The 972-nt window shown below is 34.2% G+C and carries 1 protein-coding gene; it reads left to right on the top strand.

The window, feature by feature from the left end:
• Positions 1 to 52: 52 nt before the first annotated feature.
• The coding region (locus HMPREF1639_RS07410) for a recombinase family protein (protein WP_036765041.1) at positions 53 to 972 on the top strand (920 nt) is incomplete at its 3' end.

The following is a 972-nucleotide window of genomic DNA, read 5'->3' as shown; positions in this document are numbered from 1 at the left end:
ATGTACTTCTTAATTCTTTTTTATTTAAGAAATTAAGAGGAAGGAGGAAAAAGTGAGGAATGTTGAAAAGATAACAGCACTCTATGAGAGATTAAGTCGAGATGATGAACTTGAAGGAGAGAGTAACTCAATCGTTAATCAAAAGAAAATCCTTGAAGAATATGCAAGTAAGAATAATTTAACCAACATCATCCATTTTACAGATGACGGAATAAGCGGAACACAGTTTGACAGACCAGGCTTTATGGAAATGATGAATGGAGTAAATACTGGAAATATCGGTTGTATCATCGTAAAGGATATGAGTAGACTCGGCAGAGATTATCTCAAAGTCGGTCAATGTATGGAGATATTAAGACAAAAGGGCGTAAGACTGATTGCTATCAATGACAATGTAGACAGCTTTTACAGAGAAGATGATTTTACCCCTTTTAGAAATATTATGAATGAATGGTATGCAAGAGATACTTCAAGAAAAATACAATCTACATTTAGATCAAAAGGAGAAAGCGGAAAGCATACGGCAAGCACTCCACCTTATGGCTACATCAAAGATGAAAAAGACAAAGATAAGTGGGTTGTAGATGAAAAAGCAGCCGAGATAGTAAGACGAATATTTAATCTTACAATGGACGGAGCAGGACCATACAAAATAGCAAAGATANTNGAAGCGGATAAGATAGATATACCCGCTTATCATCAGAAAAAATTGGGATATGGATTACATCAAAGCAAAAACTTTGAATATCCTTATCGTTGGTGTAGTTCCACAATTGCAAGTGTCTTAAAGAAAAAAGAATACTTAGGACATACAGTTAACTTTAAAACAAGAAAGCATTTCAAGGATAAGAAAAGTAAATATGTATCCGAAGATAATTGGCTCATCTTTGAAAATACTCACGAAGCCATCATAGACCAAGAAACCTTTGATAATGTGCAAAGGATAAGAGGAAATGTAAAAAGGTATCCTGA

Source organism: Peptostreptococcus sp. MV1 (assembly GCF_000758885.1).
Taxonomy (GTDB): Bacteria; Bacillota; Clostridia; order Peptostreptococcales; family Peptostreptococcaceae; genus Peptostreptococcus.
The sequence above is the reverse complement of the archived record's forward strand: the minus strand, read 5'-3'. Positions and strand labels throughout refer to the sequence as shown.